This window comes from Hyphococcus luteus, assembly GCF_002943565.1.
GTDB classification, from domain to species: Bacteria; Pseudomonadota; Alphaproteobacteria; order Caulobacterales; family Parvularculaceae; genus Hyphococcus; species Hyphococcus luteus.
Map to the genome: position 1 here is coordinate 142,582 of NZ_PJCH01000003.1, position 25,405 is coordinate 167,986.

General features: G+C 62.3%; 21 protein-coding genes. 15 read left to right on the forward strand and 6 right to left on the reverse strand.

Annotation, left to right across the window (positions count from 1 at the left end):
* Positions 1-12: 12 nt before the first annotated feature.
* Complete coding sequence (locus CW354_RS03310; protein WP_104828630.1) at positions 13-1,338, forward strand: TCR/Tet family MFS transporter; 1,326 nt, start codon at positions 13-15, stop codon at positions 1,336-1,338.
* A gap of 150 nt (positions 1,339-1,488) precedes the next feature.
* Here CW354_RS03310 and CW354_RS03315 read toward each other — a convergent pair whose 3' ends face one another.
* Positions 1,489-2,622 (reverse strand): anhydro-N-acetylmuramic acid kinase, encoded by a 1,134-nt coding sequence (locus tag CW354_RS03315; RefSeq protein WP_104828631.1) that lies wholly within the window; start codon positions 2,620-2,622, stop codon positions 1,489-1,491.
* Positions 2,623-2,777: 155 nt separating this feature from the next.
* On the opposite strand from CW354_RS03315, the gene tyrS reads away from it, so the two are divergent.
* Positions 2,778-4,043, forward strand: coding sequence for a tyrosine--tRNA ligase (gene tyrS, locus CW354_RS03320; protein WP_243396280.1), 1,266 nt, complete (start codon positions 2,778-2,780; stop codon positions 4,041-4,043).
* 11 nt (positions 4,044-4,054) lie between these two features.
* Here the strand turns inward: tyrS and CW354_RS03325 are convergent, their stop codons facing one another.
* Positions 4,055-7,462, reverse strand: a complete 3,408-nt coding sequence (locus CW354_RS03325; protein WP_104828632.1) for a YhdP family protein — start codon at positions 7,460-7,462, stop codon at positions 4,055-4,057.
* A gap of 219 nt (positions 7,463-7,681) precedes the next feature.
* Between CW354_RS03325 and bcp the strand changes: the two genes are divergently transcribed.
* From bcp to CW354_RS03345, 4 genes are all read left to right on the forward strand, one after another.
* The gene (bcp, locus tag CW354_RS03330; RefSeq protein ID WP_104828633.1) at positions 7,682-8,152 is read left to right on the forward strand and encodes a thioredoxin-dependent thiol peroxidase; all 471 of its coding nucleotides are present in this window, start codon (positions 7,682-7,684) and stop codon (positions 8,150-8,152) included.
* The gene (locus tag CW354_RS03335; protein WP_104828634.1) at positions 8,149-8,979 is read left to right on the forward strand and encodes a ferritin-like domain-containing protein; all 831 of its coding nucleotides are present in this window, start codon (positions 8,149-8,151) and stop codon (positions 8,977-8,979) included. The genes bcp and CW354_RS03335 overlap by 4 nt, the downstream gene beginning before the upstream one ends.
* Before the next feature lie 148 nt (positions 8,980-9,127).
* Positions 9,128-10,438 (forward strand): M23 family metallopeptidase, encoded by a 1,311-nt coding sequence (locus tag CW354_RS03340; RefSeq protein ID WP_104828635.1) that lies wholly within the window; start codon positions 9,128-9,130, stop codon positions 10,436-10,438.
* Positions 10,439-10,544: 106 nt separating this feature from the next.
* A complete protein-coding gene (locus tag CW354_RS03345; RefSeq protein WP_207764643.1) occupies positions 10,545-11,039 on the forward strand; it encodes a bactofilin family protein in 495 nt (164 codons plus the stop codon).
* Between the two features lie 74 nt (positions 11,040-11,113).
* On the opposite strand, the gene CW354_RS03350 is transcribed toward CW354_RS03345, so the two are convergent.
* From CW354_RS03350 to CW354_RS03360, 3 genes are all read right to left on the reverse strand, one after another.
* Positions 11,114-11,593: a hypothetical protein gene (locus CW354_RS03350; RefSeq protein ID WP_104828637.1), complete on the reverse strand. Its 480-nt coding sequence runs from the start codon at positions 11,591-11,593 to the stop codon at positions 11,114-11,116.
* A 117-nt stretch (positions 11,594-11,710) separates the two neighbouring features.
* Entirely contained in the window at positions 11,711-12,091 is a 381-nt protein-coding gene (locus tag CW354_RS03355) for a FliO/MopB family protein (RefSeq protein ID WP_104828638.1), read from the reverse strand.
* Positions 12,092-12,157: 66 nt separating this feature from the next.
* Positions 12,158-14,329: a glycosyltransferase gene (locus CW354_RS03360; RefSeq protein ID WP_104828639.1), complete on the reverse strand. Its 2,172-nt coding sequence runs from the start codon at positions 14,327-14,329 to the stop codon at positions 12,158-12,160.
* A 282-nt stretch (positions 14,330-14,611) separates the two neighbouring features.
* Between CW354_RS03360 and CW354_RS03365 the strand changes: the two genes are divergently transcribed.
* The 9 genes from CW354_RS03365 to CW354_RS03405 all read left to right on the forward strand — a co-directional run bounded on the left by CW354_RS03365 (position 14,612) and on the right by CW354_RS03405 (position 25,063).
* A complete protein-coding gene (locus tag CW354_RS03365; protein WP_104828640.1) occupies positions 14,612-15,439 on the forward strand; it encodes an exopolysaccharide biosynthesis polyprenyl glycosylphosphotransferase in 828 nt (275 codons plus the stop codon).
* 215 nt (positions 15,440-15,654) lie between these two features.
* Positions 15,655-16,299 (forward strand): XrtA/PEP-CTERM system exopolysaccharide export protein, encoded by a 645-nt coding sequence (locus tag CW354_RS03370; RefSeq protein ID WP_243396283.1) that lies wholly within the window; start codon positions 15,655-15,657, stop codon positions 16,297-16,299.
* Between the two features lie 34 nt (positions 16,300-16,333).
* The gene (locus CW354_RS03375; RefSeq protein ID WP_165793498.1) at positions 16,334-17,875 is read left to right on the forward strand and encodes an XrtA system polysaccharide chain length determinant; all 1,542 of its coding nucleotides are present in this window, start codon (positions 16,334-16,336) and stop codon (positions 17,873-17,875) included.
* A complete protein-coding gene (locus tag CW354_RS03380; RefSeq protein WP_104828643.1) occupies positions 17,872-18,816 on the forward strand; it encodes a P-loop NTPase family protein in 945 nt (314 codons plus the stop codon). Before CW354_RS03375 ends, CW354_RS03380 begins: the two co-directional genes overlap by 4 nt.
* Positions 18,817-18,820: 4 nt before the next feature.
* The gene (locus CW354_RS03385) at positions 18,821-20,512 is read left to right on the forward strand and encodes a porin family protein (RefSeq protein WP_104828644.1); all 1,692 of its coding nucleotides are present in this window, start codon (positions 18,821-18,823) and stop codon (positions 20,510-20,512) included.
* Position 20,513: 1 nt separating this feature from the next.
* On the forward strand, positions 20,514-21,923 hold the full coding sequence (locus CW354_RS03390; RefSeq protein WP_165793499.1) for an XrtA/PEP-CTERM system-associated ATPase: 1,410 nt from the start codon (positions 20,514-20,516) through the stop codon (positions 21,921-21,923).
* A gap of 13 nt (positions 21,924-21,936) precedes the next feature.
* The gene (locus tag CW354_RS03395) at positions 21,937-22,806 is read left to right on the forward strand and encodes an XrtA system polysaccharide deacetylase (RefSeq protein WP_104828646.1); all 870 of its coding nucleotides are present in this window, start codon (positions 21,937-21,939) and stop codon (positions 22,804-22,806) included.
* A complete protein-coding gene (locus CW354_RS03400; RefSeq protein ID WP_104828647.1) occupies positions 22,803-23,870 on the forward strand; it encodes a FemAB family XrtA/PEP-CTERM system-associated protein in 1,068 nt (355 codons plus the stop codon). Before CW354_RS03395 ends, CW354_RS03400 begins: the two co-directional genes overlap by 4 nt.
* Positions 23,867-25,063, forward strand: coding sequence for a TIGR03087 family PEP-CTERM/XrtA system glycosyltransferase (locus CW354_RS03405; RefSeq protein WP_104828648.1), 1,197 nt, complete (start codon positions 23,867-23,869; stop codon positions 25,061-25,063). Before CW354_RS03400 ends, CW354_RS03405 begins: the two co-directional genes overlap by 4 nt.
* A 129-nt stretch (positions 25,064-25,192) precedes the next feature.
* On the opposite strand, the gene CW354_RS03410 is transcribed toward CW354_RS03405, so the two are convergent.
* A complete protein-coding gene (locus CW354_RS03410) occupies positions 25,193-25,396 on the reverse strand; it encodes a hypothetical protein (protein ID WP_104828649.1) in 204 nt (67 codons plus the stop codon).
* Positions 25,397-25,405 lie beyond the last annotated feature (9 nt).

The following is a 25,405-nucleotide window of genomic DNA, read 5'->3' on the forward strand; positions in this document are numbered from 1 at the left end:
AGAAGCCGACCCATGGCGAGACCGGCAGGCAAAAGCGCGATCTTTTTCATCTTCATCACGATCCTGCTCAACATGATCGGGTTCGGCGTGATCATGCCGGTCATGCCGCAACTGATCATGGAGGTGACCGGTGAAGGCGTCGCCCATGCGGCGAAATGGGGCGGTTATCTGTCGGTGGTCTACGCCATCATGCAGTTTTTCATGATGCCGGTGATTGGCGGGCTGTCCGACCGATTCGGGCGCCGTCCGGTGCTGTTGATTTCGCTCGCCGCCTATTCCTTCGACTTTCTCATCATGGCGATCGCGCCGACCATCGGCATGATCCTCGTCGCGCGCATGCTCGCCGGCGCCTTCGCGGCGACGTTTTCGACCGCGAACGCCTATATCGCCGACGTCACGCCGCCGGAAAAACGCGCGAGCAATTTCGGCCTTATCGGCGCGGCTTTCGGCGTCGGTTTCATCATCGGTCCCGGCATCGGCGGCTTTCTCGGCGAGCATTTCGGACCCCGCGCGCCGTTTTATTTCGTCGCCGCCACAGGAGCGGTGAATTTCGTCTTCGGCTTTTTCGCCATGCCGGAAACGCTGAAACCCGAAAACCGGCGCGCTTTCGACTGGCGGCGCGCCAATGCGCTCGGGAATTTCAAGCAGTTCGCGCAATATCCGATCATGCTGCCGATTGCGGCGGTGCTGTTTTTCGCGCAACTCGCGCATTGGACCTATCCCTCGATCTGGTCCTATTACGCGATCGAGAAATTCTCCTGGAGCGAGGCCATGATCGGCGCGTCGCTCATGTATATGGGCCTGACGGCCGGCCTCGTGCAGGGCGGGCTGACGCGCGTCGCGATCCCGAAGCTTGGCGAACGCAAGGCCGCCATCATCGGCATGAGCGCCACCGCCATCGGCTATCTGTGCTTCGCTCTCGCCAATCATGGCTGGATGATCTTTGCGATCCTCACCTTCACCGCCATTGGCGGGCTGGCGCAGCCGTCGCTGCAAGGGATCATGTCGCGCACCATCCCGCCCAATGCGCAAGGCGAATTGCAGGGCGCCATCGCGGCGCTCAACAGCCTCACCATGGTGTTCAGCCCGTGGATCATGACGCAGCTGTTTTCGGCGTTTTCATCGCCGGGAGAGCCCTTCACCCTGTTCTCCGTCACGATCCTGCCCGACGGGGCGCCGTTCTACTTCCCGGGCGCGCCCCTGGTCTTCGCCTTCATCCTCGAAATTCTCGCGCTCACGCTCCTATTCCAGGCGTTCAAACGCATTCAGCGCCCGCGCAAGGAAGAAGGAGAGGAAGAAGAAACGCCCCCCGCCGAACAGCCGGCGGCGCCGGTTTAGACCTAAGGTGTCGGGCGAAAAGTTCGCGTGACTTTTTAGTTTCCGCTCATTCCGGCGAAGGCCGGAATCTTCTTCGTTTTGCACGAGACCCCGACCTTCGTCGGGGTGAGCGGGATGGTGGTTTGTGGCGCGGACGTCTCGCCCGATGTTCTAAACCGGGGCGCGGTGAAACACGCCGCCGGTCATGGGCCGGGGAACGCGCGTCGTTTTCGGATAGCTGATGGGAAGCTTTTTGAGACTGCGGACCGCGAGATAGGCGAAGCATTCCGCCTCGAGATCGTCGCCGCGCCAGCCGGCGTCTTCAGCCGTCACGACCTCCGCCTCGAGGCGCTCGCGCAGCGCAGTCATCATCGCCGGATTATGCCGCCCGCCGCCGCAGATGATGTAGCCGCCGGGCGGCTCCGGCAAATATTTCTCCGACTGCTGGATGCATTCGGCGGTGAACGCGGTCAGCGTCGCCGCGCCGTCTTCGGGCGACAGCTTTTTCACATGATCGAGCTTGAAGTCGTACCGGTCGAGGGATTTCGGCGGCCGCCGGCGCAAATAGGGCGTCAGCAGCATCATCCGCAGCGCCTCTTCGTTCACCGTGCCGGCGAGCGCCATGGCGCCGTCCGTATCCATATGTTCGCCGGTCTTCATCTCGATCCATTCGTCGATGAGGCCGTTGCTCGGACCGCAATCGAACGCCACGAGATCGATCGCCTTCGCGCCTTCGGGCACATAGGTGACATTCGAAACGCCGCCGAGATTGACGACGCCCACCGCACAGGGCGGCTGCTCCTCCATCGAAGCGACCAGCGCCCGGTGATAGACCGGCGCGAAAGGCGCGCCCTCCCCGCCCGACGCGACGTCGTTGGAGCGGAAATCATTGACCACGTCGATGCGGGTCTCTTCGGCCAGCACCCGCCCGTCGCCGAGCTGCCAGGTGCGTCCCGCAATGCCCGGCTCTTTCGACGGGCGATGCAATATGGTCTGGCCGTGAAAACCGATAACGTCGACATCCTTGCGCCGAATCCCCGCCTGCTCGAGCAGTTCTTCCACCGCTTTCACATGAGCGTAGGTGACCTCGCCCGCGGCCTTGCCGATTTCCTCGGCCCCGTCGCGGCCCTCGAGCGCAGCCTTGATGGCCCGACGCACCCAGATCTTGAGGTCGCGGCTGTAGGGAATATGGATCGCGGGGCCCGCCGCGACCGCGTCCTCGCCATCCGTCGTCAGGATGGCGGCGTCGATGCCGTCCAGCGAGGTGCCGCTCATCAGGCCGATGGCTGTCAGTGTGTCGGACATGAAATTTTTCCGCTCGCACGCATGGGCCTTCCTATCAAGAGTCGCTTCAAAGCCTGAAACCTTTCTTAATCAGGAAAGCGCGGCGCGCCAATTCGTTGGATTTTCCGCGATACCATGCTACGGGACGCGCCTTTCCGGCAGGCAAAGACTTTAAGATGAGCGGCCCCATGAGCGCCAAGGCGACCTACAAATCCGATTTCCTGAACGTGCTCGACGAGCGCGGCTTCATCGCGCAAGGCACCAACCTCGAAGGGTTGGACGAAAAAGCGGCGGCGGGCCCGATCACCGGCTATATCGGCTATGACGCCACGGCGAAGTCGCTCCATGCCGGCCATCTCATCCAGATTGTCATGCTCTACTGGCTGCAGCAGACGGGGCACCGCCCGATTGCGCTGATGGGCGGCGGCACGACCAAGGTCGGCGACCCCACCGGCAAGGACGAGCAGCGCAAACTCCTCACAGACGAAGAAATCGACGCCAACATCGCCTCGATCAAAACCGCGTTCGACAAATATCTGACCTTCGGCGACGGGCCGACGGACGCGGTCATGGTCAATAATGACGACTGGCTTTCAAAACTCGGCTATGTGGAGTTCCTACGCGACTATGGCGTGCATTTCACCATCAACCGCATGCTGACTTTCGACTCGGTGAAATTGCGGCTCGAGCGCGAAAGCCCCATGACGTTCCTAGAATTCAACTACATGCTGATGCAGGCCTACGACTTCCACGAACTCTACAACCGTTATGGCTGCCTCCTGCAGCTCGGCGGCACGGATCAGTGGGGCAACATTGTCAACGGCGTCGAGCTTTGTCGCAGGAAAGACGGCGTTGAGGTCTTCGGCCTGACGACGCCGCTTTTGACCACGGCCTCCGGCAAAAAGATGGGCAAAACGGAATCGGGCGCCGTCTGGCTCAACGCCGACATGTTCTCGCCTTACGATTACTGGCAGTACTGGCGCAACGCGGAAGACGCGGATGTGGCGACGCTGCTGGCGCGGTTTACGACGCTGCCCATGGACGAGGTGCGCCGGCTTGCCGCGCTCGATGGCGCGGAAATCAACGAAGCCAAGAAAGTGCTGGCTACGGAAGCGACCGCTCTTCTCCATGGCCGCGAAGCCGCGGAAAGCGCCGCCGCCACCGCGCAAAAGACTTTCGAACAGGGCGGGCTCGGCGGCGATCTGCCGACCATCGATATGACCGCAGGCGATCTCGACGGCGCCGCGCTCATCGATCAGTTCCTCGCCGCCGGCTTATGCGCTTCGAAAGGCGAAGCGCGCCGTCACATCAAGGCCGGCGCCCTCAAGGTGAATGACGCAGCCGTCCGCGAAGAACGCAACCTTTCGGCGGACGACATTCGCGGCGGCTCGGTAAAGCTTTCCATCGGCAAGAAAAAGCACGCGATCATTCGCGTGCAATAATCATTGCGCTGTTATTGAGGCTGCGGCGCCGAGTCTTCGCCCGGTGTTTCGGCAGGCGCCGCTTCTTCTTCCGGCGCCGTCTCGCGCTGGGGCTGCATCAGCTGCCGGAAGATGCCGGGCGTCAGCGCCGACAGGGGATTGACGAAAACCGACGGATTGCCGGTCTCGCCGCTCACCCGGTAGGAAAACGCCAAAATTCCCTCGCCTTTTTTCCCCACCAGAATGTCGCCGATGATCGGCGCATTGCCGAGGACGGAATTGATCGCATAGAGCGGCGCCACGGCGCCGTTGAGATCCGCCTGGCCGCCGGCGCCGACGCCGACGACGCCCTCGGCCGTGATCCCCACGGAAGAGCCGGTGGCGCGCATGTCGTCCACGGAAACGACGCCGTCTGCATAATCGAACTTTCCGTAAGCGTAAGAAAAGTCGATGCCTTCGCCGTTCAGGAGATTGGCGAGACCGTCGAGCGAGCCGGCGGAGAAAATCCGCGCCAGCAAAGGCGCATTCACCACCTGCAGATTGCGCGCTTCAAGCTCTCCCTCAAAACCGGGCTTGCCCGTCTGGTGCAGGGCGATGCGCATGGAGCCCTCCCCGCCCGCAATGGAATCAAGACCGAAAATCCCTTTCATCAACTCGCCGATTGCGCTGGTGCGCGCTTCAATCGCCCGCTCCGGGCCGTCCTCGGCGCCGGTGAGCGCCATGGTCATGGTCAGCGGCTTGCCATCGGCGCTGAAGGCGGAAAAATCGAGCGCTTGAAGACGCTCCGCATCGCGGAACAGATCGAGCGCGCCGTCGCGATAAAGAACGCCTTCGCGCAACGCAATCTGATCGATCCGTGCGCGGACATTGACGCCCTGCCCCCAGACGAGCCCGCTATCGCTTTCCGGCGCGGCGGAGCCTTCCAGCGTGTCTTGAACCAACGGGCCGACATTCAGGAAATCGCCGACCGCCGTCAGATCGAGCGTCCCGGCGGCGTCGCGCTGGGCGGTCACAGCGAAGTCCGCCGCGTCGGCGAGATAAAAGCGCGGCAAGTCCGCTTTCTGCAAGGCGCCGTTTGCATCGAAGGAAAGCGCGCCGAAAATGTTGACGTTGTCGCCCTCCACCGACAGCCGCTTCACCGCGACGCCGTCCCGGTTGAAAGCCATCGCCAATTCGCCGGCCGCCGGCGCGCCGGTCGGCTTGCGCCAGCCCAGCGCATCCATCATCAGCGCGGCGTCCTTGAAATCGGTTTTGACGTCGAGCGTCTCGAAGGCCCCGAAATCGCCCAGGGCTTCGGCCTCGAACGCCACGGGGCCCCGGAGGAAACGGCGGGTGGACACGCCGAAAAGATCGCCGGTGGAGGAATTGAAGACGCCCGAAAGGCTCACTTTCGAGGGACCGTCCTCTTTATAAAAATTCTGCCGCCAGGTCATTTCAATCGGCGCGTCCTCGGCGATTTCGGCTTTGCTCGAAACCGTCATGGAGCGCGTTTTAAGATCGACCGTTCCCGAAGCGTTTGAAAGCTGGATGCCGCCGATCAGCTCCGCAATGGTCATGTTTTTAAATGTCGCCTCGCCTTCATAGCCATAATCTTCCGGCGGAACGTCGCGCTTGTTCGGCCGCATGATTTCAATCTCGGCGCGCGCCTCGCCGGAAAACTGGCTGGCGCTGAGATTGACTTTCGACAAAAGCGACAACGGCGCTTCGTCAAGAACGGCGAGCATGTCTTCGGCGGCGCCGTCGGCGGTGAAACGATAATAAGTGGGCCGCCATTTCGGCCAGAAGACGGGAAAGGAAACCTCGCCGCGCCGGATCGCGACATCGCCGATGCGGGCGCTGTCGACCGTGAGGAGGAATGAATTTCCGTGCAGGACGCCGCGGCCCGATCCGTTCCGCATCGGCGTCATCCCTTGAATGTAATGCGCCTTGCCGTTGCGCGCGTCGAAAGTGAGCGTCAGGGCTTCATCGGGAAAACCGCCGTCTTCCGGAATGGCGCCCGGCACGAGGTTCATGCTGAAATCGATATTGTCGATGACGGCCGTTTCAAGCCGCGCCTCCACCCAGTCGCGCGCGCCTGTCGCAAGGCTCCTCGGCCAGATCGCAAGCACCCCTTCCGGATCGAGCGACCCGTCTATATCGATATCGGCGATCACGCCGGGCGACGGATCCGGTCCGCCGTCAAATCCGCGCGGGCGCAAGAAAGTCAGCATGCCGCGGGCGGCCAGCCCGCCGAATTCCGCCTCGAGAGACGACAGGGCGAGCCGGCGGTCCGACACGAAATACTGGCCGTCGAGGCCAAGCGCGGAGAACGCCAGCGGCGCCGGCAATTCATCCGGCGCGGTGACGACGATTTCTTCAGACGCCAGTTCAAAGGAAATGCTTTCGGGCTGGCGGATATCGTCGCCAAAAGAAATCGAGACCTCCCCCGTCGCCGTCCCCTTTGCACCTTCAAGATCGAACTCGAAGCGGTCTATGGAAAAGCGGTTCGTCAGCGGATCGAAACCGGTCTCCCACTCGATATGCGATACGGCGCGGCGCGCGCCGCCGAGGCGCAAAAATCCTTCGCCGACCCGCGCATCGAATTTTGATGTGAGCACGTCGCCTTCCGACGTGAACGCGATCACCGCACGGCCGCTGACCGGCGCATCGACGATGGCGGCCCTGTCGCCGTAAAACGTGCTGAGCAAATCGCCGACGGGAAAATTATCGCCGTCGACAACGACATTGATGACGTCCATTTCAATGTCGTAGTCGGCTTCGGCCTTGACGCCCGCCTTGGCGCCATCCCCGACGCCACCCATGTCGATCTTGCCTTCAAGAAGCGCGGCGAGACCGTTTTCCGTGCGGCGCAGATGCACTTGCGTATGCGGCGCCGCCCAGGCGCGTCCTGACGCCACATCGAGAAACGTGATTCGCGCATCCGACAGTTCAGCGGATTCAAACGCGCTCTTCAAAAGTCTGCCGTCGAGCATCGCCGAGAGCTGGTCGCCGCGGCTTTTGGATGAGGGCCTTTTGACGATGGGAATATCGACATTGAGATCTTCACGGCGAATGATGCGGAAACTGGCGCCCTGCGCCGTGACGGTTTTCGGGCCGATTTCGCCGGCGAGAAAATCGCCGAGATCGAACGTCATCAATATCTCCGGCGCGCTCGCGGCCTCTCGGCTCTCCTCGCTGACAAGCGTCAGGCCTTGAAGCTGCAGCCGGTATTCTCCGCGCGCCTCGGCGCTGTGAAGCTCCATGCTTTCGATCACCGCGTCGTAACCGGGCGGCAAGCGCCGTTCGATGGCGAATTCAACGCTGGGCTTTAAAAGATCGAGCGCCACCGGCCCCTGGGCGAGGCGCCAGGACAGAAAGATTACGGCGGCGGCGGCGATTGCGATCACAAGCGCAAGCACTTCGAACGCAAGGACCGCCGATCTCAACGCCCGCTTTTTCATGCAGCCGCAAACCCCGCGACACTCTTTAAACTGCTGACGCGCGTCCGCCCCCACAACTGACGCCGCAAAGCACTACCGGTACCGGTCATTCACGCCTGCGACAAGGGATGCGCGGGGATCGTCCGCAACCGGGGGGCGAGACACGAGCCCCCGTCTGGCCATTTTCGCGCACGCCGGTATGGTGCGCCGCCATAACCCGGACAACATCAGGAATCGATCATGGCCAAAGCCCTCGCCGAAGGCTCGAAAGCCCCGGCCTTCACCCTCCCCCTCGATAATGGCGAAACCGTCAAGCTGAAGGACCTCGCCGGAAAAAAGGTGGTGCTTTATTTTTATCCCAAGGACGACACGTCGGGCTGCACCAAGGAGGCGATCGCCTTCACGGAAGCGGCGGCGAAGTTCAAGCGCGCCGGCGCGCATGTGATCGGCGTTTCCCGCGACAGCCTGGAAAAACACAAGAAATTCAAGGAAAAGCATGGCCTTAAAGTCGATCTCGGGGCCGACGAGACCGGCAAGGTCACGGAAAGCTACGGCGTCTGGGTCGAAAAAAGCATGTATGGCCGCAAATTCATGGGGATCGAGCGCGCCACCTTCCTGATCGACGAAAAGGGCGTCATCCGGAAGATCTGGCGCAAGGTGAAGGTCGCCGGGCACGCCGAAGAGGTGCTGGCAGAGGTGAAAGCGCTTTGAGCGGCGCGGCGCCGTCCTTTCTCCTCGCTGCGGCTGTCGGCGTTCTCAGGGCCGCCGATCCGGCGGAAAAGACCGCCGCGGCGGACCGGGCAGAGGCTTTGCGCGCCGCCGGCGCGCCGCTCGGCGAGGCCCCGTCCCCGCCTGATTATCCGGCCCGGCCGTCGCGGCCGGCGCTGGTCCCGCCCGGCGAGGTTCCCCGCCGCAAGCTGGGCTCGCCGGAAGGGCGGGCCGCCCTCCTCCACGCCGTCGCCCATATCGAGTTCAACGCCATCGATCTCGCTTTCGACATGGCGGCGCGCTTCGCCCCGATGATCGCCGCCGAAGGGCTCGATTCGGCTGCATTTGCGCGCGACTGGGTCCGGATCGGCGGCGAGGAGGCGCGCCATTTCCGCATGATCGCGGACCGGATGGACGCCTTTGGCTGCGCTTATGGCGGCCTGGCGGCCCATAACGGCCTGTGGGAGGCGGCCGAGCAAACCCGCGAAGACGTGCTGGCGCGGCTAGCGATTGCGCCGCTCATTTTGGAAGCGAGAGGACTTGACGTGACGCCGGATATGATGGATCGGCTGCGCGCCGCCGGCGATCCTGACAGCGCCGCCGTGCTCGAGGTGATCTATCGCGAGGAGGTCGGCCATGTGGCCTGCGGCAAGCGCTGGTTCGACGCGGTCTGCGCCGCCCGGGGGCTTGAGCCGGTTGGCGCGTTTCATGCTCTGCGCGAAGAGTTCTTTGCAGGACGGCTGAAACCGCCCTTCAATCATGACGCCAGGGCCCAGGCCGGGCTTCCCCGGGCGTTTTATGAACCACTTGGCAAGGAAAACCGCGTTTAATGGGGTTAAGGTAAAGGCATTTGGTGAATACGGTGGAAAATAGCGTTACACCATCACATAACTGTTGCGTCATGGGCGGTTTTGCGCTGCTATGCGACAAGGGTGGACAGTGTAGCGTGCGTAGGCGCGTGCAAAGGGCGTACGACCAATGAGCCGTCGGTCCGGCAAACTCAGGCGCGTACTCAGCCGTACCTTTAAGGAACGGCAGATTTATCACCGAAGCGACGGCGTCGTTCACTTTATTTCGATGTCGTCCAAGACCCAGATCGCGCTCGCCGTGATTATCGGCGCAGCCCTGCTCTGGGTCGCCTACGCCTCGGTGAACGTCGTCTTCAAAGAGCAGATTATCGTCGCCAAGGACCGGGACAGCCGGATCATGGAGACGACCTACTCCAAACGGCTTCATGACGCCCAGCGCGCTTATGACGACGTCAGCGAACTCAATCAGATCCTGAAACAGAATTTCGACGAGACGCTGACCGACATCTCCGCCCGCCACCAGCTTCTGCAGAACATGGTCGAGCGCAAGGCGGCGATCGACCAGGGCCTCGACGCCCTCGCCGAAGGTTTGGCGGAAGCCGGCGGGCCGAACGGCCAGCGCCCGACCAACGGCAATCGCGTGATGATCGACGTCGCCCCAGGCGAACCGACGCCGCGCCAGTCGCGCATGTCCGCGGCCCGCAAGCTCGGCGCTGAGCAGGTTCACAACAGCACCGCGCCGCAGAACGGCGCCGCGTCGCAAGCCATCAAGCAAATGAACAAGGCGGCCGCCGATCTTTACACGGAGCAGATGATGCTCCTCGCCAAGCTCGAAGAGAAATCGAACGCCGAACGCGAAGAACTGACCCTGCTCCTGGCGAGCGCCGGCGTGCCGGTGGAATCGCTCGTCACCCCCGCCAAGATTTCGAACACCATGCTGGCCCAGGGCGGCCCGTTCATCGACATCGCCGCCGGCGGCGAAGCGGCTTCGCATTTTTATCAGCACGCCAACCGCGCGGCGATGGCCGTCGACGAGCTGGCGGCGCTGAACAAGGCGCTGCAGAACGTGCCGCTCTCCTCGCCGCTGACCGTCACCCGCCGCTTCACCAGCGGCTTCGGCATCCGCCGCGATCCGATCAACGGCAAATATTCGCGCCATAACGGGATGGACTTCGCCGCGCCATGGGCGTCGCCCGTCACGGCGACGGCGGACGGCGTCGTTCGTTTCGCCGGCACACGCAGCGGTTTTGGCCGCGTTGTTGAAATCAATCATGGAAACGGGTTCGTAACACGTTACGCGCATATGAGCCGGATCGTCGTGAAGCGCGGAGAAAAAGTATCGCTTCACACGAAAGTTGGGGAACTGGGGTCTAGCGGCCGCTCAACAGGACCGCACGTTCATTACGAAGTGCTGTACAAGGGCAAGCCGCTTAATCCTCGCCGTTTTATCGAGGCAGGTAGATATGTTTTCGAAAGCTAAATCGGGCAAACAGCCTGACGCGAAGTCGATGAACAACGCGCCGCAGGAAGCGCCTGTTCAACCGCAAGCAAGCGTGCAAGCAGCGCCAAAAAAGGGGTCAGGCGTCATGAAATCCGCCGGCGTGCCATCCATCATCTCTTCCGACGTCGTCATGCACGGCAACATCAACTCCGCCGGCGAGATCCAGTTCGACGGCTCGCTCGAGGGCGATCTTAAAGCGGGCTCGCTGATCATCGGCGAAAAAGCCTCGGTCAAAGGCGAGATCATCTGCGAGACCGTGACCGTGCGCGGCCGCGTCGAAGGCGGCATTCGCGCCAAGTCGGTGTCCCTCGCCTCGACCTCCCACATTCAGGGCGACATCCTGCACAGCTCGCTTTCCGTTGAGACGGGCGCGCATTTCGAAGGCAATTGCCGTCATTCCGACGATCCGCTTTCGGAAACCTCCGCGAAGGATTTCCGCCGGTCCCGCCCGTCGGCCCCGGCTCCCGCGCCGGCGCCGCGGCCCGTGACCACCGACAGCGATGACGGGGAGACGGGCGAGCGCGCAGCGGCCAACGAAACGCCGTCCTTCCTCAGCGTCGGACGCTCGCCGCTGCGCTAAACGCAAAAGACATTCCTCATAAAAAAAAGCCGCCTTGTTGAGGCGGCTTTTTTATTGGGTTGAGTATCGTCCGGTCATCGCCCGCGCATGCCGGAAAGCCCCGAAATGACCGTCAGAAGCGCAAGACCGGCGGTCAGATAAGCCCCCCACTGCACCGCGCCGAGGCCGGGTTCGGCCCCGATCATCGTCGTCATGAACAATCCGAGCGAGCCCAGCATGGCGACGCCCGAAACCACCGTCACAATGCTGGTCATGCGTCCGATATAGGGCAGCAGGCCGGGCACGCCGAGCACCGCCGCAACCGCGGCGAGCAGCGCCGACCAGGAAAGCGCGTCGCCCACCAAGGTCGAGTCATTCAACTCGCCCGTCGATTCGCATTCTTCGCCCACGGGAAGTTTCATATCCCGCACGCACTCAACCATATCGCCGATGAAATGTTCGCCGGTGACGATCGATACGGTCTTGCCGCTCAATTGCCCCTTGGTTTCCTCGGAAAACATCGGCCCGAAGAAAAGCGCCGCGATCATCGCCAGCGGCAGTAAAATTCGGATCATCTCGCATCCCCTTGCCCTTAACCACGAAAGCGGACCTTACCGTCTTCACAGAAACAAGCCAAGCAGCGCCTGAAGGCGCGTCTTGTTGCACTGCACGCTAACTCGGCATAGCGGACTTTAGGCGGCGTCTTTGTTTTCCTGCGCCAGTCCCGCCTGACGGAACTTTTCAGCGAAAGACCCAAAGCCGGCGAAAGGATTGGCCGGCTGTTGCGCGGGCGACGCGTCTTCGCGCGGCGGCGCTTCCAGCCCGCCGGCGACGAGCGTCTCCCCGGAAGGGCCCAGAATGACGAGATATTCCGCATCGTCGCAACGCACGAGCGCAAGGCGCCGGCGCGCATCGAGGGGCAGCGTTTCGGAAACCGCAAGACGGCGCTTCTTGCCCGAAGCCCCCGGCAGCGACGCGAACCCCGCCTTGCGCGCGGCGTAGGCGCAAGCGCCGATCATGCCGATGACGGCGATGAAACCGAAAACAATCCGTAGGATTTCCGACGCTGGCATGGCTTCCCCGCTCCTCGCGGCTTTTCTCTCGGCGTCTAAAATACCGGTCTTTTGATTAATGAGCTGTTAAGCCTGCTCCCCCGCGCCGTCATAAAGCGCGCGAAGGTCTTTAAAAGACACGATTTCGCCGCCCAGCGTTTCCCGGAACCAGGAGAGATAAGCGGCGGTTGTCGCGAGGATTTCATCCGCACCCGTCTCATCGCGCGCATAGGGGCTGGCGCCCGGCGTCAGCGACGTCGAATGCAGCGTGTAGGTTAAAACCGGCGCGCCGCCATCGATCACGGCTCTTGTCAGCGCCTGCAGATCTTCAAGACGTCCGCCTTCCGGAGACAGGCGCATGGGAATTTTGAAGACCGAAAACGGATCTTTTTTGTATGGCGCAAAGCCCGCGTCGCGCTTTTCCTGAGACAGAAAATAGCTTGTGCCGCGCAGCGCCCTGGCGCCCGTGACCGGCGTTGCAACAAGGCGCCGCCCGTCCGCTTCTGCAATAAACGGTTTGTTCGACATCGTTGAAAAATCGGGCCCGCCGCGCGATGAAAAATCGAAGGCGGCGCTGGGGCTGAAATCATAGCAAAGCCCAAACTCAGCCAGCAATTCGTAATCGCCGCTGCCGATCCCGTAACGCCCGGCCCGATGGGCGAGCGGTTTTTCGCTGAAGACATCTTCAAAAAGCCCCGCGAGGCTTTTCAGTTTTTCACGATAAGCCTGGCGCGGCAGGTTTTTCTGAAAGGAAAAATATTCGCCCGTAAAATTTCCCGGCGGCGTCGTCCATTGATGCAGATGCAGACCGAAATCGGCCACGCCCGCGCCGGCCATGCTTTGAAAACAGGGCGCGGCTCGTTCATCTTTCAAAATCGGCCAGGTGAGAAAATAAAGCGGCGCGGCGCCTTCCTCGCGGCAAAGGGCCTGGAAACGCTCGACGCCGTCCATGGGACTGACCCGATAGTCGTCCCCGTCGAAACGGCGCCAGTCGAATTCCTCTTCCGTGTCCACCGTAACGATGAGACGCGGGCGCTTGTTATCTTCATCAAGAACAACCGGCGACGTTTTGAGCGCCGAGGCGGCGCGCGATCTCTCTTCAAGCGCGCAGAAGATCGCCTGCATGCCGTCGGCGGTTTCCTCCCATGACTGTTTTTCCGCGTAAGCGCGCGCCGCCTTGCGCCCTGACGGAGACGCAAGCAGATCCTTCACCGCTCCGGCGATGGCGCGCGGCGTTCTTTCCTTCGCCAGACGGCCCGCCTCCGGCGCGGCGATCACTTCGCTTGTTCCCCAGACATCGCTTGCAACGCAAGGGGTTCCGCAGGCCATGGCTTCGAGCAGCACATTCGGCCAGCCTTCCCGCGAAGACGCCAGCACCAGAATGTCAGCGGCGGAATAGATGCGCCTCAGATCGTCATGGTCCGCCTGCCCCAGAAACCGCACGCGCTCGGCGACGCCCGCCAGTCTTGCGCGCGCCTCCAGCATCTTGCGTTCCGGTCCCTCGCCGACGATCAACAGCGTCGCCGACGGCAAATCTTTCAGGGCGTCGATAACGATCCCATGGCCTTTGCGTTCGATAAGCTGTCCGACGCTCGCCAGCACCAGCCCGTCGAGCCCCAGGACGCGGCGCTCCGCCTCCCGGTCGGCGGGCGAAAACTTTTCGAGATCGACGCCGTTGCGCAGAACGGTGATGTTTTCGGCGGGCGCGCCGAGCCTTGCGAGCTCCTGCTTCAAGGCGTCGGCGACCGTCATCACCGCATCGGCGCGCCAGGCGGCGTCGAGGATTTTCTTTCGCGGCCCTTCATAGTGAGGCAGGAGATTGACATCCGTGCCGCGCGCCGTGACAGCGAAAGGCTTTTCCAATTCGCGCGCGACGTCAGCCGCCGCGACGCCATCGGGATAAAAATAATGCGCGTCGATGAAGTCGAAATCCCAGCCCTCGGCGATCAGCCGCTTCGCCTCTTTGCGCAGGCAGCGCGCAAGCGCGACGGGCGCGGCCTGCATGCCGAGCTTTGGCGGAATGAAAAACCGCGGGTGAAAGACGTCAACGCCGTGACGGGTTTCCCGGCGCGGCGCCCGGGCGTAAGCGCCGTAACGCCCGAAAAGCGGATGGGAAAACGGAAACCACGGGACCGGCGCGACGACTTTCACCTCCGCGTCGTATTTCTTTCGATAGGCGCTGAGGCGATTTTCAACGAAGATCCCATGCGCAGGCGCGGCTGCGTTCGGAAAGAGCGTTGAAAAGAGAAGAATGCGCATGGCGGCGGCACCTTATCCTGCGAGGCTTTAAAAACCGCTTTAGCCCGAGCGGCTCTTCTGCGTTTCGTCCCGGCCAATCCCGAAACGGCACAATCTTGAAAATAAGGCGCGCATTCACCGCTTGCCCTGCAACCCCAGGCGGAAACCCGCTCCATGGAGTCCCTTAACTTTTCGTTAGGCATGCATTGTGCGGGAAAGCCCCGTGAACGTCGCATTCCGGGACGGTCACGGCCCAGTTCGCAATAAAGGCCGCGCCTCCCGGCGGAATTTAAGGCACGGGAGATGTTTGCTCACTTCGCTTTTGCGCTTGGTCTGGCCGCCATACTGGCTGCTGGCGGCGCGCTCGCCTCCTCCCGGCTGGTTTTCCATCCGAAACCCCGCAAGGCCGGCGACCATCAGTTTTATCGCGACAGCGTCGGCCTGCTTGAACGGCCCGTGCCCACCGGCCCCCTCGAGGGCGCGGTCGATCTCGGGCGCGTCAGTCCCCGCGACTATGAAACCGCAGCCCGAAAGATCACGGCGCCCGCCTCAAGCCGTCTCAAAAGATGTCTCGATATCGCTTTGAGTTTCGGTCTTGTTTTCTGTCTTTCGCCGCTGCTGGTCATGACCGTTCTGGCGATCAGGCTCGACAGTCCCGGCCCCGTTCTCTACCGCCAGCGCCGGGTCGGCTATGGCGGACGCGAATTCGAGGTCATTAAATTCCGCTCGATGTTCGTCGGATCGGAGCCGCACGGGCCGCAATACGCCGCCAGGAAAGATCCGCGGATCACCCGCGTGGGGCGCTTCATCCGGAAGTTCAGGATCGATGAAATTCCGCAAGCGATCAATGTGTTGCGCGGCGACATGAGCTTTGTGGGTCCGCGGCCGGAGCGCCCGGAATTCGTGGCGGCGCTGGAGCGCGAAATCCCCAATTATCACTGCCGGCATCTGGTCAAACCGGGGATCACCGGCTGGGCCCAGGTGAAATACGAATACGCCGCTTCCGTCGAAGGCGCGCGCACCAAGCTGCGCTACGATCTTTACTATATCCGCCATTTTTCCCCAGCTCTCGACCTTCTGATCGTCCTGATGACCGTGAGAGTGGCGCTTTTCGGGCTTGGCGGGCGCTAAACGCAGCCCTTAATCGCGACTCCGGTTTTGTCAGGAATCAGCCGACAGGAGCGGAAGCGAATTTCCGCGGGAAATCTTGTTGTTACGCGGGTTTGCACTTTGCGCAGTGCAGGGGGAGGCATGGCAAAGATTTTGCGTTGCCTTTAGACTGACATGGGATTTTGGGGGCCGTCGCGCCGGCCCGACGCTCACTTGGACGCCACAGGGATATGACCATGATTAAGATTAACGACACGATCCGCGCCGCTGCGGCGCTCGCCGCCGCTTTGACGCTCGCCGCATGCAACACGCTGGGGCTTGGCGGCGAGCAGCTTCAGGCTGCGCCGTCGACTGCTTCCGACGCCGCCCAGACGGCGCCGGATTATCTTATCGGACCGCTCGACCAGCTTGAAATTTTCGTCTGGCGCGCGCCGGAGCTTTCCACCAATGTCACCGTCCGCCCGGACGGACGGATCTCGACGCCGCTCGTCGAAGACATGGTCGCCGCCGGCAAAACGCCGTCGGCGCTTGCAAACGATCTTGAAGGCGTATTGCGCGAATATGTCCGCACGCCGGAAGTGACTGTCATCGTCAGCAACTTCTCATCGACCTATGACCAGCAAGTGCGTGTCCTCGGCGAGGCGCAAAAGCCGATCGCCCTGCCTTATCAGGCCGGCATGACGGTGCTTGACGTGATGGTCTCCGTCGGCGGGCTCACCGAATTCGCCGCCGGCAACCGCGCGGTGCTGATCCGCGGCCAGGGCGAGGACCGCCAGTCCTACCGCCTGCGTCTCAACGATCTCCTGCGCAAGGGCAACATCTCGGCGAATGTGCCGGTCCTGCCGGGCGATGTGATTTTGATCCCTGAAAGCGCGCTCTAACGGGCGGCGCCTTCGGGTTCCGGGGGAAAGCGTAGTGTTCAAGTTCTCCGATCTGCCACAACCGGTTCTGCGCGGCCTTAACGGGCTCTGGCGCCGGCGCTGGCTTGTGATCTCCGTCGCATGGGCTGCAGCGCTCGCCGGATGGCTGGCGGTGTGGCTCATCCCCGACAAATACGAGTCGCGCGCGCAGGTTTTCGTGCAGACGGAGACGATCCTCGAACCCGTGCTCAACGGCTTTACGGCGCGCCCGGATTATTCCCGGCGCGTCGAAGTCATGCGCCTGCAGCTTCTGACCCGGCCGAATGTGGAGGAGATCATCCGCCGCGCCGGCCTCGACAAGACCATCGACGCGAAAAGCCCCATGGAGCGGCGCGTGAAGATGCAGAACATGGTCGACTGGGTGGCGGGACAGATCCAGATCGAAAGCCCGCGGGAGATGTATTTCATCATCTCCTACAAAAACAGCGATCCGCAAATCGCCCGCGCCGTCGTCGACGCCGTGCTCAACATGCTGATCGAACAGGATCTCGGCGCCAGCCTTTCCGAAAGCGAGGCCGCGCGCCGCCGGCTCGATCTGCAGGTCGAGCAATATGAAGAAAAACTCACCGCCAATGAAAACGCGGTCGCCGCCTTCCGGGCCGAACACGCCCGGGAACTGACGGCGAGCCAGGGTGCGCAGCGCCAGCGTGAGATGAAGGAAAACGAACTGGTGCGCGTCAGCGACGAGCTTGAGCGCACCAAGGGGCGCGTGCTGACGCTTCAAAACCTGATGTCGGCGACGCCGCGCCACGCTTCGGGCGGCGAGCTTGACCGCCTGAAAGTGGAGCTCGCGTCGCTGCGCAGCCAGTATGAAGAAAACCATCCGGACATCCGCGGCGTCAAAGCGCGCATCGAGGAACTCGAAAAAGCGGACGCCGCGCTTTCCGCCAATCCGGAATATGTGCGCCTCTCCTCCGAGCTGCGGGTCGCCCAGGATTCGGTGACGGCGCTCGAAGCGCGAGAGCAACGCCTGAAAGAAGAACTCGACACGCTCGACTTCGCGGCGGGTCAGGCCCCGGCCGTAGAGGCGCAGCTGCGCCAGATCGAGCGCGAATACGAACAGACGCAAAAAACTTACGAAGAGCTGCTGGCGCGCCGCGACCGGCTGGACCTGACGCGCAATCTCGGCGCGGCGGGACGCGGCGTCGAATATCAGGTGTTCGAATGGCCGTCGGTGTCGCTGGCGCCCAGCGATCCGCCGCGCCTGCTGCTCATCCTCGGCGTCGCCCTTCTCGCCGCCGGCGCCGGCGCCGGCGTCGCCGTCGTCCTGACGCTGCTCGACAAGAGCTACACCCAGGCCAGCGAACTGCAGACCGCATTCGGCCTGCCGGTGCTTGGCGCCATCAGCGAAACCCCGTCGGAAAGCGTTTTCGCCCTTCGCCGGCGCGATCACATGCGTCTCGCCATGGCCTCCGCCGGCTTTGTCGCCGTCGCCGTCCTTTACACCTATCTGACCGTATACCGCCTGCCCTCGGCGACGCCGGCGCCGGCGGAAAAATCGGCGCAGCTTTCCATTTCATATGAGGCGTCGTCATGAGTTTGATCGAAAAAGCCGGCGCCACGGTCCTCAAAGGCTCCTTCGACAAGAAGGACGCGCCCAAAACCAAAAATAAGAAAAAGCCCGTCGCACTTGCAGCAGCCGCCGAAGCCGAAGCGCCTGCGCCGCCCGAACGCGAACCGTTCGATCTCGATTTCGCTGCGCTGTCGAAAGAAGGAATTTACAGTCCGGAAGACCGCTCGAGCCAGCTCGCGCTCGAATTGCGGGCGGTGAAGCGCCGCCTCCTGCGCCGCATCGGCTATCTGCGCGCATCGGCCGAACGCCAGGCGTTCCGCACGCCCGGCAAGCAGCGCAATCTCATTCTCGTCACCTCGACGCGGGCCGGCGAAGGCAAAACGTTCACCGCGATCAATCTCGCCCTCAGCCTTGCTTTCGAGGACCAGATCGAAACGCTCCTCGTCGACGCCGATCTTGCGCGCCCGAAAGTGCGCGAAAGGCTCGCCCTGCCCGCCGCGCCCGGCCTCGCCGACCGCCTTCTCGATCCCAGGCGCGATGTCGAAGCCATGGGCTGGCGGTCGAACGCCGCGCCGCTTAGCGTCCTGCCCGAAGGCGACCGGTTCGACCGTCCGGCGGACATCTTCGCGTCGCAAAAAGCGCAAGAGATGTGGACCGACATCGCCCGGGCCAACCCGAACCGTCTCGTCATCATCGATGCGCCGCCGGTGCTCGCCGCCACGGACGCCGTCATTCTCGCCAAATACGCCGACGAAATCGTCTTCGTCGTCGAAGCGAATTCGACGCCCGAAGCGGCGGTCGCAGCCGCCGTCGACGAGCTGATCGACATCAATCCGAATATCAGCCTGATGCTGAACCGCTGCCAGATCGGCGCAGGCGGGGCGCATTACGGCTCTTACGAATATTATGACCGCAGCGAGGCCGCGCCAGCGTCCGCCGCAGCCACCCCCTCAAGCGAAGGATAATCCCATGGGGCAGCAACGCAAAAAGCCGAACAAGATGTCGCGCGTAAAGAAAACCTTGCTCGCTTCCGCCGCCACGGCCGGCTTCGCCGGCGCGGCGCTCGCGCAGGTGACCAATCCCACGGCGCCGCTGAAAATGCAGACCGATTATTTCGGCTATTCCGCCGGGGTTTCCGCGCGCGCCGGTTATTCGGACAATATCAATCTGCAACGCGGCGCGCTGAAAAAAGACGAGTTTTTCCTGTCAACGCTGTTTACCGGCGGCGCCATCGTTTCGACGCCGCGCGTGACGGGTCTTATCCTCGGCGATCTCGATTTTTCCTATCTCCTCAATCAGGGCGATTTTCGGGTCAGCCAGAATATCGCCGCCACGAGCACGTTTACGGCTGTCGACAACTGGCTCTATTTCGATCTTTCCGGCTCTACAACGCGTCAGCTGGTCGGCGACAATGCGCGGTTCTCCGGCAATATCAACGCCGCCCGCAATCAGCAGGCCAATGTCCACACCTATTCCGCCAGCCCCTATATCTTCCGTCAGAATTCCGATGAATCGACGACCGAACTGCGTTATCGCTATTCCCAGGTTTTCGTCGACGACCAAAAATCGCTCTCCTCGCTGCTTTTCGGCAGCTCCATTCAAGACTCCGTCACCCATGAAGCGCTGGCGCAATACGACACCGGGCGTAAATTCGACCAGCTGCACATTCGGCTGACCGCCTACGGCTCCGACACGACGGAAGACGGCGTGGCGCCGTTCCCCGATTTCGGCTACCGTCAGGGCTCATTGTCCGCGTCCGCGCAATATGCGCTGTCGAGCCGTTTCGCGCTTTCAGGCGGCGTCGGATATGACGAAATTGAAAACCAGGGCGCCTCCGCTTTGTTTTTCAGCGACAGCGACCTTTCGGGATTCTTCTGGCGCGCGGGATTTTCCGCCCAGCCCGGCGCGCGATCCTCTATCCGTCTCGAATACGGCCAGCGTTACGGCGATGACTTCATCGATGCGGATGCGCGCTACCAGATTTCCCGGCGCTTTCTTTTCACGGCTTCCGCAAGCCGTTCTTTCCGCACGCGCGCGCAATTCGCCACATCGAGATTCCGCTCGACCCAACGCGGCGCGCTCGAATTCGCCGACCGCCTTCGCGCCGGCGATGAGCTTGACGCACGCAGCGTCATCGAGGCGGCGAACTGGTACGCCAGGGGGCAATCGTCCGGCCTGTCGCAGACCAACGGCGTCACCGTTTCCAATAACGCTTCCGCCGGCCTTGTCGGCAGTTTCGACCGCACCGAGCTTTCCTTCAGAGGCTATTATTCGGACGACGATTTCGGGTATCGCCAGGTCGAATCAATTGGCGGCGGCCTTGATCTGCGCCGCCGCGTCACCCGCAAGCTCACCGGCTATGGCTCGGTCACCTATCGCCGCATCGATACGGTTTTCGACCCCGCCACCTGCGAGGCGAACCCGCTTGTTTTCGGTTTCGACCCGACCGATCCGGCGTTCGACGCCATGACAGACTGTGCGGATCTCGCCGCGAATAACGGCGTCACCAACACTGTCGTGGGCCGTCTCGGCGCGTCTTACCGGCTTTACGAAAACGCGTCCGTATTCGTCGAAGGCTCGCATACGGAACGTTTCGCGCCGAACCCCGATCTTGAATATGCGGAAAACAGCATCCTGGCCGGGATCACTCTGGATTTCTGACATGTATGAAGAGTATTTCCGGCTGACTGACGCGCCGTTCCGGCTCAATCCGGACCCGCGCTTCTTTTACGGCAGCCGGAGCCACAACAAGGCGATGGCCTATCTTCATTACGGATTGAAGCAGGCCGAAGGCTTTATCGTGATCACCGGGCCGGTCGGCGCCGGCAAATCGATGGTGATCGGCCATCTCCTCGACCAGCTCAACGCTTCGAATGTCGTCGCGGCGAATCTCCTGACGTCCAATATCGAACCGCAAGATCTTGTGAGCCAGATCCTGTCCGCCTTCCGCATCGAGCCGGAGGGCGAAGGCCGCGCCGGCGAAATCGAAGCGTTCGAGGATTATCTCTTCGACCAGCTCAATCGCGGGCGGCGCGTTCTCCTGATCATCGACGAAGCGCAGAACCTGCCCTTCAAGACGCTCGAAGAGCTGCGGATGCTGTCGAATATCGACTATGAAGGAACGCCGCTGTTTCAGGTTTTTCTGGTGGGCCAGCCGGAATTCCGCGCGATCATGGAAGCGCCGAATATGGAGCAGCTGCGCCAGCGCGTCATCGCTTCCTATCACCTCGAGCCGCTCACCGAAGAGGAGACCCGCGACTATATTCTTCACCGGCTCGCCGTCGCCGGCTGGCGCGAAGACCCGGCCTTCACCAAGGGCGCCTTCAAAGCGATCCATGAGCAGACGCACGGCCTGCCGCGCCGCATCAACACGCTGTGCAACCGGTTGATGCTTTATTGCTCGCTGGAAGAAGCCCATGAAGTGACGGCCAAGGTCGTGGAAACGGTGAGCGCCGAGTTGCGGGACGAAAAGCTCGAAGCCCGCAAACCGGCCGACGCCATGCCGGCCGTCCCGCAGGTTCACAATGACGACGAGCCGGCTGCAAAAGCGCCGGCAAAGGAAGAAAAAGCGCCAGCGGCGGAAGAAGCCCCGGCCCACACGAAGCTCGCGGACGTGAAAGACGCCGTCGTCCTGTCGCTGGACGAAGCCCGGGAAAAGACGGGGGCAGAAGAACAAACGGCGCCGGAAGACGCTGCGGACGAAAAACCGAGGAGCGGCGTGGCGCTTTCCTCTTCTTTGAGCGTTCTCGACCGGCTGCGCTCAAAAAAGCCGGAAGACGAGCGCCAGGAAGCAACGCTCACCGACGTCGCCAGCGCGATCGCCGCCGCTTCCGCCGCGAACGAGACCGCCGAAGCCTCTTCGGACGCTGTCGAAGTCCCGCGAACGCCGCCCAAACGCAAGGGCCTGCGCGGCGCGCTTGATGAAGCCCGGGACGAGTTGAAACAGGCGAACGGCAATGTCGCGCGCCTTCTCGGCGCCGCGGAAAAAGCCCGCGCGCGCCGCGCGGAAATCGCGCAAAGCCTTTCCCGCGCGGAAAGCCTTCTGAACGAACTGCGCCGGGCGCAGGCCTGATGCGCAAACGCCGATGTGTGCGCAAAACGACATATCCCCCGCTGAAAACGGGCGCCGTTTCACCCTCTCGGTGGATGTAGAGGACTATTTTCAGGTCTGGGCGTTCTCCGATGTCGTTTCGCGGAACTCCTGGGACGGCTTTGCGCTGCGCGTCGGCGACAATACCCGCCGCTGTCTCGATCTTTTCGACGCACATGACGCAAAGGCGACGTTCTTCACCCTCGGCTGGGTCGCAGAGCGCGATCCCGACCTCATCAAAGCCATCGTTTCACGGGGCCATGAGCTCGCGAGCCACGGCTATGACCACACGAAAGTCACGGCGCAGACGCGCGGCGAATTCCACGCCGACGTGATGAAAACCAAAAAGCTGCTCGAAGATATTGGCGGCGCAGACGTCAAGGGCTATCGCGCCGCCGGATTTTCCATCGGGCGCGACACGCCCTGGGCCCATGAGGCGCTGGCCGAGGCCGGCTATCTTTATTCCTCAAGCACGCATCCGATCGCGCACGACCATTATGGCGACGCAAGCGCGCCGCAATCGCCTTATGAAACCGCGGGACTTATCGAGGCGCCGGTGGCGACGGCGAATCTCTTCGGCCGGCGCGTCAGCGCCGCCGGCGGCGGCTGGTTTCGCGCCGCGCCTTATGGATTTTCGAAAATGCTTCTGGAGAAAGCGTCGAAGACGTTGCAGGGGCCGGCCATTTTCTACTTCCACCCATGGGAAATCGACCCGGACCAGCCGCGCCTTAATCGCGCGGGGCTGAAATCGAAAGTCCGGCATTATCTCAATCTTTCGACCATGGAGCGAAAGCTCTCGCGCCTTTTGTCGGACTTTTCCTGGGGGCGCATCGACGAGGCCTTGCAGCCGGGAGCCGCGTCATGACCGCCGCCCCCGCGCTCCGGTTTCCCTCTATCGAGGTCACGCACAACACATCTTGCGACCGCGCGCGCTGGGACGCGTATGTCCGCGCGCATCATGAAGGAACTTTCTTCCATCTCATAGGCTGGGGGGAAGCGGCGAAACGCGCTTACGGCTATGACGCGCATTACCTCGCCGCCAAACGCGATGGCGGGCTCGCCGGCGTTTTGATGCTCACCGAAGCGCGCACGCCGCTTCTCGGCGCCTCGCTTGTCGCAACGGCGTTTTCCGTCGGCGGCGGCCCTCTCGCAGATGACGAAGAGGCGCGCGATGCGCTTCTCGCCGCCGCCGCAGCGCTCGGCGCAGAAAAGCGCGTCAATTATGTCGAATGCCGCTCCGGCTTCGATGCGCCGGGCTGGGAAACGAAAACCGGCCTTCACGCCAGTTTCGAGGCGCCGCTCATCGCCGATGAACAGGAAGCCCTCGCCGCCATACCGAGGAAACGCCGCGCGGAAATCAGAAAGGCTGTAAAAACGGCGCAGAAAGGCGCGCTTTCGATCCGTCATGACGGCGGCGCAGATCTTTTTTACCGGCTTTATGCGCAGTCCCTGCATCGGCTCGGCACGCCGGTCTTTCCGAAACGCTTTCTCGATGCGCTGCTCGCCGAATTTCCGCAGGAAACAGAAATCTCGGTTGTCGAAGACAAAGGAAAGCCTGTCGCCGCGCTTCTCAGCTTTTATTTCAAGGATGCGGTCCTGCCCTATTATGTGGGCGCGGGCGATGACGCGCGGGCCTCCCGCGCTTTCGATTATCTTTACTGGTCGGTCATGCGCCGCGCCGCCGGCAAAGGCTTTACGCGTTTCGACTTCGGCCGCAGCAAGACCGGCAGCGGCGCTTATCTTTACAAAAAACTCTGGGGCTTCGAGCCGCGCCCGCTTTCCTATCAGGTGAAGCTGATCGGCGCGGACGAATTGCCGGATGTGAATGCGACGAACCCGAAATTCGCGCTCTTCTCAAAACTCTGGCCGCATCTGCCGCTCGGCGTTGCAAACCGGCTCGGCCCCGCGCTGGCGCCGAACTTCCCATGAAACCGGAAATTCTTTTTCTGGCGCATCGCATCCCCTATCCGCCGGACAAGGGAGACAAGATCCGATCATGGCGCATGCTGAAATTCCTGACCGAACGGTTCCGCGTGCATCTCGCCTGTTTCGCCGATGACAAGCGCGACCTCGTTCACCGGGAATTTCTCGAAGGTCTTTGCGAAAGCGTAACGATCGTTCCGCTCGCCCCGAAGGCCGCGCGCCTGCGCAGCGCCAAAGGCTTTCTCACCGGCGAGCCCTTGAGCTTTCAGTATTTTCGCGACGCCCGGATGGCCAGGGCGGCGCGCAAGATCAGGCAAAAACCGTTGGCGGCGGAAATCGTCTTTTCCTCCTCCATGGCGCCTTACATCGAAACCTCAGTGGAAGGCCGCAAACGCATTGTCGATTTCTGCGACGCCGACGCCGAAAAATGGCGCAGCTATGCGCAAGAGGCGAAAGGCCCGCTGGCGCTCCTCTATGCCCGCGAGGCGAAAACACTGGCGCGCAAGGAAACCGAGATCGCCAATTGGGCGGACGCCAGTTTTGCGATTACGGCTGACGAAGCCGCGATCTTCAATGCGCGGCAAGGCATGACCAAAACCGTCGACTGGTTTTCAAACGGCGTCGATACGGATTTCCTCGACCCGCAGAGCGTCGCCCCATCCTCCGCGCCAGACTATGACTGCGTCTTTGTCGGCGCCATGGATTACCGCGCCAATGTGGAAGGCGTTCTTTGGTTCGTGAAAGAGGTCTGGCCGCTTGTGCGGTTTCAAAACCCGCAGGCAAGCTTCGCCATTGTCGGCGCCAATCCGGCGCCGGCTGTTCTCGCGCTTGACGACGAGAACGGCGTGACGGTGACCGGCCGCGTCGGGGATGTGCGCCCCTGGCTCGCCGGGGCCAAACTCGCCGTCGCGCCCTTGCACGTCGCGCGCGGCATGCAGAACAAGGTGCTGGAAGCCATGGCCATGGGAAAAGCCGTCATCGCCTCGCCCGAAGCCATGACCGGCGTCGGCGCGCCGGAAGACGCGGCGGTAACCGCTGCGGCGCCCGAAGACATGGCGGCGGCAATTGACGGCCTGTTGAAGAATGAAGACAGACGCCGCGCGCTCGGCGATGCGGCGCGGCGTCATGTGCTCGAACATTATCAATGGGATGCGGCGTTCGATCGCTTCGAAAAAGCATTGAAAGCGCTTGGCCTTTAGAGCACCGGCTTTAGAAGCCTTCCACCCGGTCTTCCCCGCGAAAGCGGGAATCCAGAACCACAATCCGGGATCCCGGCTTTCGCCGGGATGAACGGCAACAAGGACCGCAATGATTGCGGGCAGACCGCTCTATTTTTTCCGCTCTTCCGCGAGCACTTTTTTCACATAGGCGTCGATATCGACATCGCCCTTAACGCGGCCCTTAATCTGCTCGCGCAGTTTCGAGGGCAGTTGCGCGGGATCGGCCGATCCCGCGCTTTTGATGGTGGCGCGAATGAGGTCTTTTAAATCCTCATCGTCATCCGGTTTCCATGTCGGCTTTTTGTCCGTCATGGGCCATCC

Bases quoted from the DNA above. Each gene is read 5' to 3' on its own strand.
- CW354_RS03310 (WP_104828630.1), top strand. From the start codon at position 13: ATGGCGAGACCGGCAGGCAAAAGCGCGATCTTTTTCATCTTCATCACG.
- CW354_RS03315 (WP_104828631.1), bottom strand. From the start codon at position 2,622: ATGTCCGACACACTGACAGCCATCGGCCTGATGAGCGGCACCTCGCTG.
- tyrS (WP_243396280.1), top strand. From the start codon at position 2,778: ATGAGCGGCCCCATGAGCGCCAAGGCGACCTACAAATCCGATTTCCTG.
- CW354_RS03325 (WP_104828632.1), bottom strand. From the start codon at position 7,462: ATGAAAAAGCGGGCGTTGAGATCGGCGGTCCTTGCGTTCGAAGTGCTT.
- bcp (WP_104828633.1), top strand. From the start codon at position 7,682: ATGGCCAAAGCCCTCGCCGAAGGCTCGAAAGCCCCGGCCTTCACCCTC.
- CW354_RS03340 (WP_104828635.1), top strand. From the start codon at position 9,128: ATGAGCCGTCGGTCCGGCAAACTCAGGCGCGTACTCAGCCGTACCTTT.
- CW354_RS03345 (WP_207764643.1), top strand. From the start codon at position 10,545: ATGAAATCCGCCGGCGTGCCATCCATCATCTCTTCCGACGTCGTCATG.
- CW354_RS03350 (WP_104828637.1), bottom strand. From the start codon at position 11,593: ATGATCCGAATTTTACTGCCGCTGGCGATGATCGCGGCGCTTTTCTTC.
- CW354_RS03355 (WP_104828638.1), bottom strand. From the start codon at position 12,091: ATGCCAGCGTCGGAAATCCTACGGATTGTTTTCGGTTTCATCGCCGTC.
- CW354_RS03360 (WP_104828639.1), bottom strand. From the start codon at position 14,329: ATGCGCATTCTTCTCTTTTCAACGCTCTTTCCGAACGCAGCCGCGCCT.
- CW354_RS03365 (WP_104828640.1), top strand. From the start codon at position 14,612: ATGTTTGCTCACTTCGCTTTTGCGCTTGGTCTGGCCGCCATACTGGCT.
- CW354_RS03370 (WP_243396283.1), top strand. From the start codon at position 15,655: ATGATTAAGATTAACGACACGATCCGCGCCGCTGCGGCGCTCGCCGCC.
- CW354_RS03380 (WP_104828643.1), top strand. From the start codon at position 17,872: ATGAGTTTGATCGAAAAAGCCGGCGCCACGGTCCTCAAAGGCTCCTTC.
- CW354_RS03385 (WP_104828644.1), top strand. From the start codon at position 18,821: ATGGGGCAGCAACGCAAAAAGCCGAACAAGATGTCGCGCGTAAAGAAA.
- CW354_RS03390 (WP_165793499.1), top strand. From the start codon at position 20,514: ATGTATGAAGAGTATTTCCGGCTGACTGACGCGCCGTTCCGGCTCAAT.
- CW354_RS03395 (WP_104828646.1), top strand. From the start codon at position 21,937: ATGTGTGCGCAAAACGACATATCCCCCGCTGAAAACGGGCGCCGTTTC.
- CW354_RS03400 (WP_104828647.1), top strand. From the start codon at position 22,803: ATGACCGCCGCCCCCGCGCTCCGGTTTCCCTCTATCGAGGTCACGCAC.
- CW354_RS03405 (WP_104828648.1), top strand. From the start codon at position 23,867: ATGAAACCGGAAATTCTTTTTCTGGCGCATCGCATCCCCTATCCGCCG.
- CW354_RS03410 (WP_104828649.1), bottom strand. From the start codon at position 25,396: ATGACGGACAAAAAGCCGACATGGAAACCGGATGACGATGAGGATTTA.